Genomic DNA, 7353 nt, shown 5'->3' on the forward strand with positions numbered 1-7353 from the left:
TCGCCTCAGCTCCCCGCACCGCCTCGCCAAGCCGTGCGGGCCAAGCACCTCGGTAGGGGCCTGGCTTGGGGCGTTTGAGGAACGCCTCGCCCCCTGATGCAAACGGCTCGACACCGTATAGTCCGGGTCATCGGGATGCTTCAGGTGACGACGATCGACGCGGGCGGCGGCACGCGGTCGTAAAGGTCGATCACGTCCTGCTGCATCATGCGCACGCAGCCCGACGACACCGCCTTGCCGATCGTCCAGTATTCCGGCGAGCCGTGCACGCGATAAAGCGTGTCGACGCCGCCCTGGAAGATATAGAGCGCCCGCGCGCCGAGCGGGTTTTCGAGCCCTGGCGGCATGCCGCCATTGCGCACGCTCCACCGCTCCAGTTCCGGCTGCCGGGCGATCATCTCGTCCGGTGGCGTCCATTTGGGCCATTTGCGCTTATAGGCGACGCGCCCGCGACCCGACCATGCGAACCCGGCCCGACCGAGGCCGACGCCGTAGCGCATCGCCAGGCCACCTTCCTGGACCAGATGCAGGAAGAAGCTGGACGTATCGACGACGAGCGTTCCGGGCCGCTCGGACGTCGGATAGGCGACCTGCTGGCGCCAGAAACGCTGGGGCACCTTGGATATGTCGATGGCCGGCAGCGGGAAACGCTCGTCGGGCATCGGCCCGTAGGCCCTGATCACCGCAGCCGACGGCCGGTTCGGCGCGGGCGATGTCGGCCCCGCGGCCGCCTTGCGGGATGGCTCGACGGTCGTGCAGCCGGCAAGGGCGGTGCCGGCGAGGCTGACCACGCCCACGCCGAACCGGCGTCGCGTCAGATTGTCCTTGGTCATCTGTCCTGCACTACCCCAGCACGACGACCGGCGTGCCGACCGGCACGCGTTCGTACAGATCCTCCACATGCGCATTGAGCATGCGGATGCAGCCGTTCGAGACCGACTGGCCGATGCTCCAGGGCTCGGTCGTGCCATGAATGCGATACCTTGTGTCCCGTTTGCCCCGATAAAGGTAGAGCGCTCGCGAGCCGAGCGGGTTGCCTGGGCCGCCGGGCACCCCCTGGGCATATTTGGCGTATCGGCCGGGATTGCGGCGGATCATGTTGTCGGTCGGCCGCCAGCTCGGCCATTCGGCCTTGCGCCGAATGACCGCCTGGCCGTGGAAGGCGAGCCCCGCTCGGCCGACGCCGACGCCATAGCGCCGGGCGGTGCGCGTCGTCTCCGTCCAGTAAAGGAAGTGGTTGCGCGGATCGACGACGATCGTCCCCGGCGCATGGCCTGCAAAGCGCACCGATTGCGGCTCGTAGGCCGGATCGAGCGCGAAATCGCGATATCTGGCGCTGTGGTGGGCGAGTGCGGATGCGGGTGGCGCAACCAGGCTCGCGGCTGCGGCGGCAACGAAGAAACGTCTTGAAATCATCGATATCTCCTGCATGGCAAGGTGGCTGTGGCGGTAACCCGCCGGACGGGCGCGTCAGGAGATGGGTGGCCGCTCGACCCCTCGGCCATGATGGTGGCGCAGATGGCCCTGGCGCTCCAAGCCGCGCGCGGGGATAAGCATGCGGGCCTCGATGGCGTGCGCCGGCACAAGGAACACGCAATCGCCCTTCTTGGCGCAGGGTCCGGCGTCGGATTCGCTCGCCGATTCCGAATGCGGGATAAAAGCGCCGGCTCCGGCGTCCTCGTCCACGACCGCCATGACCGCGACCGGGCCGCCATCCACCCCCAGCGCCTTCACCAAGGCCCGCTCAAGCGCCGCCGCATGGGTGGTCAGCATCGAAACGAGCACCAAAAGGGCGGCAAGAACACGCATGCGAACCTGATACCGCCATTGTGGTGAATGCACCATGAACGGCTGATCACGAGCATGTGACCGCAGGCTCGGCCTTGGATATCGGCCCGGCCGTCTTCGGTTTGGCTGTCGGCGGGCCTAGAACGGTTCGTCTTTGGCTGGCATCGGCTGAGCGCCGGGATTTTGTGATCCGGCAAGGCGCGCACAACGCCGCCCGGAGTGCAAAGGACCAGGCGCGGGCGATGTGCGGCCCTTACGCGACCTCAATCGGTTGCCGGCCTCCGGCTTGGACGTCTTTTCCGCCGCCGCCGTCGTCAAGAGCCTCGCGCGATCGTCGGATCGCGCCGCGGTGTTTTCCTCGCCGCGGCGAAAACCGTGTCCATCGATCCGCTCCCATCCAAAGACAGGCCGCTCTAACCGGCCGCCTTGATCGCGCGTTTGGCCATCACCTTGATCAAATGGGCCCGGTAGTCGGCGCCGGCATGGATGTCGCTCATCAGCCCGTCGGCGGAAACGGCCGCATCGTCGACGGCGTCGGCGGACCAGTTCGACGACAGCGCCGCCTCGATCCCGCCCTCCCGGAAGACGCCGTCGTCGCCCGCCCCGGTCACCGCGACCCGCACGTCGCCGCCGGTTCTGGCCACGAACACGCCGACCAGCGCATAGCGCGAGGCCGGGTTGGGGAACTTGGCATAGCCCGCCTTTTCGGGCGCTGCGATCCTCACCGCGGTGATGATTTCATTGTCTTCGAGCGCCGTCGTGAACAGGCCCGCGAAATAGTCGTCCGCGGCGATCTGACGCGTGTTCGTGACGACCGTCGCGCTCAGCGCCAGCAATGCGGCCGGATAGTCGGCGGCCGGAGCGTTGTTGGCGACCGAGCCGCCGATCGTGCCCATGTTGCGCACGGCCGGATCGCCGATATGGCCCGCCAGACGGCAAAGGGCCGGACAGACCGACGCCACATCGGCGCTCGATGCGACATGGGCGTGGGTGGCCGCCGCGCCGATGGTCAGGACCGGACCGTCGGCGGAGATCGCCGCCATTCCGCCGATGCCGCGAATGTCGACGACGTCGGACGGCGCGGCCAGGCGCTGCTTCATGGTCGGCAGAAGCGTCTGCCCGCCGGCCAGGATCTTGGCCTCTTCGGCCGCGCCGAGCGCGGCGACGGCCTGGTCCAGGCTCGCCGGCCTGTGATAGTTGACTGCGTACATGGCCCACTCCTCCCTATTCCGCCGCCTGTGGCAGGCCGGCCTCCCGCAGCGCCAGCCAGACCTTTTGCGGCGTTGCCGGCATCGAAAGATCGTTGTTGCCGATCGCATCGGTGATCGCGTTGATCACCGCGGGCGGCGTGCCGATGGCGCCCGCCTCGCCGCAGCCCTTGATGCCCAGCGGATTGGACGGGGCGGCCGTCATGTTGTGCTCGATCGTATAGGAGGGCACATCGTCGGCGCGCGGCATGGTGTAGTCCATGTACGAGCCGGTGACGAGCTGGGCGTCCTCGTCATAGACGACGTTCTCCAGCATCGCCTGGCCGATGCCCTGGGCGACGCCGCCATGCACCTGGCCCTCGACGATCATCGGGTTGATGATCGTGCCGAAATCGTCGGCGGCGGTGAATCTGACGATCTCGGTGACGCCGGTCTCGGGGTCCACCTCGACCTCGCAGATATAGGTGCCGGCCGGGAAGGTGAAGTTGGTCGGGTCGTAGAAGGCGCCTTCCTTCAGGCCCGGCTCCATGCCTTCGGGCAGGTCGTGGGCGGTGTAGGCGGCAAGGCCCACCTCGTGCCAGGCCATCTTCCTGTCGGTGCCGGCGACCTTCACCTCGCCGCCCTCGATGACGATGTCGTCCTCGCTGGCCTCCAGCGCGTGGGCGGCGATCTTCCTGACCTTGGCCTCGACCTTGTCCATCGCCTTGACGATGGCGCTCATGCCGACCGCGCCGGAGCGCGAGCCATATGTGCCCATGCCGAACTGGACCTTGTCGGTGTCGCCGTGGACGACCGCGACAGTGTCGATGGGCACGCCGAACCGGTCCGCCACGATCTGGGCGAAGGTGGTCTCGTGGCCCTGGCCGTGGCTGTGCGAGCCGGTCAGGACCTCGATGGTGCCGACCGGGTTGACCCGCACCTCGGCCGATTCCCACCCGCCGACGCCGGCGCCGAGCGAGCCCGCCGCCTGGGACGGGGCGATGCCGCACGCCTCGATATAGGCGGAATAGCCAAGCCCCCGCAGCTTGCCGCGCGAGGCGGCCTCGGCCTTGCGCGCCGCAAAGCCGGCGACGTCTGCGGCGGCCTGCGCCTTGTCCATGTTGCCGTCGAAATCGCCCGCGTCATAGGCCATGATCACCGGCGTCTGGTGCGGGAACCGGGTGATGAAGTTCCTGCGGCGCAGTTCGGACGGGTCCATGCCCATCTCGCGCGCCGCCGTCTCCATGAGCCGTTCGATCACATAGCACGCCTCGGGCCGCCCTGCGCCGCGATAGGCGTCCACCGGCACCGTGTTGGTGTAGACCGCCCGCACATTGCAGTGAATATTGGCGATGTCGTACTGGCCCGACAGCAGCGTCGCGTACAGATAGGTCGGCACCGCGCTCGAAAACAGCGACATGTAAGCGCCGAAATTGGCGATCGTGTCGACCTTGAGCCCGACGATCCTGCCGCCTTCGTCGAAGCCGACGGTCGCCGTGGTGAGATGGTCGCGACCGTGCGCGTCGGTCATGAAGGCTTCTGACCGGTCCGACGTCCACTTGACCGAGCGCCCGGTCTTCATGGCCGCCCACAGGCAGGTGATCTCCTCGGGGTAGATGTAGATTTTCGAGCCGAAGCCGCCGCCCACGTCCGGCGCGATCACGCGCAGCTTGTGCTCTGGCGCGACATTGTAGAACGCCGACAGCACCAGCCGCGCCACGTGCGGGTTCTGGCTGGTCGTATAGAGCGTGTAGTGATCCTCTGCGGCATCGTGGACGGCGATGGCCGAGCGCGGCTCCATCGGATTGGGCGCCAGCCGGTTGTTGGCGATGGCCATGCTCGTGCGGTGCGCGGCGCCGGCGATGGCCGCATCGGTCGCCGTGCCGTCGCCGATCTCCCAGTCGTAGATCAGGTTGCCCGGCGCGTTGTCGTGAAGCTGCGGCGCGCCCGCTTCGAGCGCCCTGTCGGCGGCGGCGACGGCCGGCAGTTCCTCATAGTCCACCTCGACCGCCTCGGCGGCCAGCCGGGCGAGGCGCTGGCTGTCGGCGATGATCACGGCGACCGCATCGCCCACATAGCGCACCTTTTCGGTCGCCAGCGCCGACCAGGCGCCCATGTTCATGGGCGAGCCGTCCTTGGAGTGGACCATCCAGCCGCAGATGATGTTGCCGATGCCGTCGCCGGTCAGTTCGTCGCCGTTGAAGACGGCGATCACACCGTCCATGGCTTCGGCCGCGCCGGCGTCGATGGAGCGGATGCGGGCATGGGCGTGCGGCGAGCGCACGAAGGCCGCATAGGCCTGGTTCTCCTGCCTGATGTCGTCGGTGTAGCGACCCTTGCCGGTGATGAACCGCCGGTCTTCCTTGCGCTTGACCGAAGCGCCGATGCCGTCACTCATGCGTTCCTCCCAAAATCCCGTTCACGGCGGCACCCCGCTCACATCTTGCCGGCGGCGTCGCCGATGGCCTTGACGATGTTGTGGTAGCCCGTGCACCGGCAGATATTGCCTTCGAGCTCGTGCCGGATCGCCGCTTCGTCGAGCGGCCTGTCGGCCGCCTTGTAGCGGTTGACCATGTCGATCCCGGCCATGATCATGCCCGGCGTGCAGAAGCCGCATTGCAGGCCGTGATGGTCGTTGAAGGCGGTCTGCATCGGATGCAGATCGCCGTTGGCAACGCCCTCGATCGTGGTCACCGCGGCACCGGCGAGCGATGCGGCGAGCACGGTGCAGGACTTGACCGCATTGCCGTCGACATGGACCAGGCAGGCGCCGCACTGGCTCGTGTCGCACCCGACATGGGTGCCGGTCAGGCGCAGATGCTCGCGCAGGAAATCGCTCAGCAGCGTCTCGCCGGGCACTTCTGCGCCCACGGCCTTGCCGTTCACGGTCATCGTCACGTGGGTCATGCGGTCTCCTCCCTTGCCGGCGAGCCGTTTCCTCCGGGCGGCCGGTTGTCGTCATTTGCGGCCTTGTCAGGCTCTTTCGGTTTCCTTGTCCTGCACGTTGCGATCCGCCGATGCCGGCGCGTCTGCATCGGGTCCGCTCAGATGGTCGTGAAAGTTCTCGAAGAACCGGTCGGCCAGCTTCCTGGCCGTCGAATCGATCAGCCGGCCGCCGAGCCGGGCCAGCTTGCCGCCCACGGTCGCCCGTGCCTGATAGGTCAGGATGGTGTGCCCTGCATCGTCGACAAGGCGCACGTCCGCGCCGCCCCTGGCGAAGCCGGCGACCCCGCCCTTGCCTTCGCCCCGGATGGTGTAGCTTTCCCCGACGACGATGTTGACCAGTTCGACCGCGCCGTCGAAGCTGGCCTTGACCGGTCCGATCTTCTGGACGACCCGGGCGTTCATGGTCGTGTCCGAGGTCATGTCCAGCGTTTCACAGCCCGGAATGCATGCCCGCAGCACGTCCGGATCGTTCAACGCCCGCCAGACCTCGCCGCGTCGCGCGGCGATCCGGTATTCACCCGCCATGTCCATGACGTTCCTCCGGTGAATTTCATTTTTTTGGTCGATGATGGCGCGTCGCAGTTTGGAATGCAACTGATTCCGATGTCGCGGGCGCCGGAACGCTGGGAGCGGTCACGCCGCGCGCTTGCGGCGATGGTCCGCGCGCAGGGCCAGCGCCAGATCGGCAAGGCTGTCGAGCGAATGGCACGCATGGAAGCTGTCGACATGGGGCAGCATGGTGCGAATGCCGCCGGCCCTTGGGGCGAATGCGTCAAAGCGCAGGAGCGGATTGAGCCAGACGAGCTGGCGGCAGGACAGGCGGAGCCGTTCCATCTGGCGGTCCAGAAGCGTCAGATCGTCGCGTTCGAGCCCGTCGGTGATCAAAAGCACCACCGCGCCCTGGCCGAGGACCCGCCGCGACCAGTTCCTGTTGAACGCCTCGATCGCCGTGCCGATGCGCGTGCCGCCCTCCCAGTCGGCGGCCTGCCGGCCCGCGGCGGCCAGCGCGCGGTCGGGGTCCTTGAGGCCGAGGGCGCGGGAGATGTTGGTCAGCCGCGTGCCGAAGGTGAAGGCATGCACATGGCGCCAGTGGCGCATGCGCGCCCAGGTGAGCGCGTGCAGGAAATGCATCATCATGCGCGCATAGCCGCTCATCGAGCCGGAGATGTCGCAAAGGGCCACAAGGTCGGGCGGCCGGTCGCGCGGCACGGTCGTCACGATCGCGTCGATCTCGCCGGCCTTGCGCAGCGCGCCGCGCATGGTGGCGCGCAAATCGGCACGGCGGCCATGGGCCGCCCGGCGCGCCCGGCGCGTGCGCACCGGCTCGACCGGCAGCTCCATCGCCGCGATGGCGCGGGCGGCCTCGGCCAGCTCGGCATTGCTCATCTGCTCGAAGTCCATGGTCCGCAGCCTGTGCGTCCGGGACCAGGAG

Annotated in this window: 8 protein-coding genes; all 8 read right to left on the reverse strand. The window is 67.9% G+C overall.

The genetic code is table 11. The features are described 5' to 3' along the window. Positions 1-140: 140 nt before the first annotated feature. Positions 141-833: a L,D-transpeptidase gene (locus AC5E6L_RS11165; RefSeq protein WP_491231012.1), complete on the reverse strand. Its 693-nt coding sequence runs from the start codon at positions 831-833 to the stop codon at positions 141-143. Positions 834-843: 10 nt separating this feature from the next. Beyond that, positions 844-1416 carry a L,D-transpeptidase gene (locus AC5E6L_RS11170; protein ID WP_491773313.1) on the reverse strand — a complete coding sequence of 191 codons (573 nt, stop codon included), beginning with the start codon at positions 1414-1416 and terminating at the stop codon, positions 844-846. Positions 1417-1470: 54 nt separating this feature from the next. After that, positions 1471-1809 (reverse strand): hypothetical protein, encoded by a 339-nt coding sequence (locus AC5E6L_RS11175; protein WP_491773315.1) that lies wholly within the window; start codon positions 1807-1809, stop codon positions 1471-1473. Between the two features lie 392 nt (positions 1810-2201). Continuing rightward, complete coding sequence (locus tag AC5E6L_RS11180; protein WP_491773317.1) at positions 2202-2999, reverse strand: FAD binding domain-containing protein; 798 nt, start codon at positions 2997-2999, stop codon at positions 2202-2204. Positions 3000-3012: 13 nt separating this feature from the next. Then, positions 3013-5373, reverse strand: coding sequence for a xanthine dehydrogenase family protein molybdopterin-binding subunit (locus AC5E6L_RS11185; RefSeq protein WP_491773319.1), 2361 nt, complete (start codon positions 5371-5373; stop codon positions 3013-3015). Positions 5374-5411: 38 nt separating this feature from the next. Next, positions 5412-5882, reverse strand: coding sequence for a (2Fe-2S)-binding protein (locus AC5E6L_RS11190; protein ID WP_491773321.1), 471 nt, complete (start codon positions 5880-5882; stop codon positions 5412-5414). A gap of 66 nt (positions 5883-5948) precedes the next feature. Further along, the gene (locus tag AC5E6L_RS11195) at positions 5949-6452 is read right to left on the reverse strand and encodes an SRPBCC family protein (protein ID WP_491773323.1); all 504 of its coding nucleotides are present in this window, start codon (positions 6450-6452) and stop codon (positions 5949-5951) included. A gap of 102 nt (positions 6453-6554) precedes the next feature. Next, positions 6555-7353 (reverse strand): vWA domain-containing protein (locus AC5E6L_RS11200; protein WP_491773325.1); only part of this gene is annotated, 799 nt, incomplete at its 5' end.

This window comes from Roseitalea sp. (assembly GCF_984466335.1).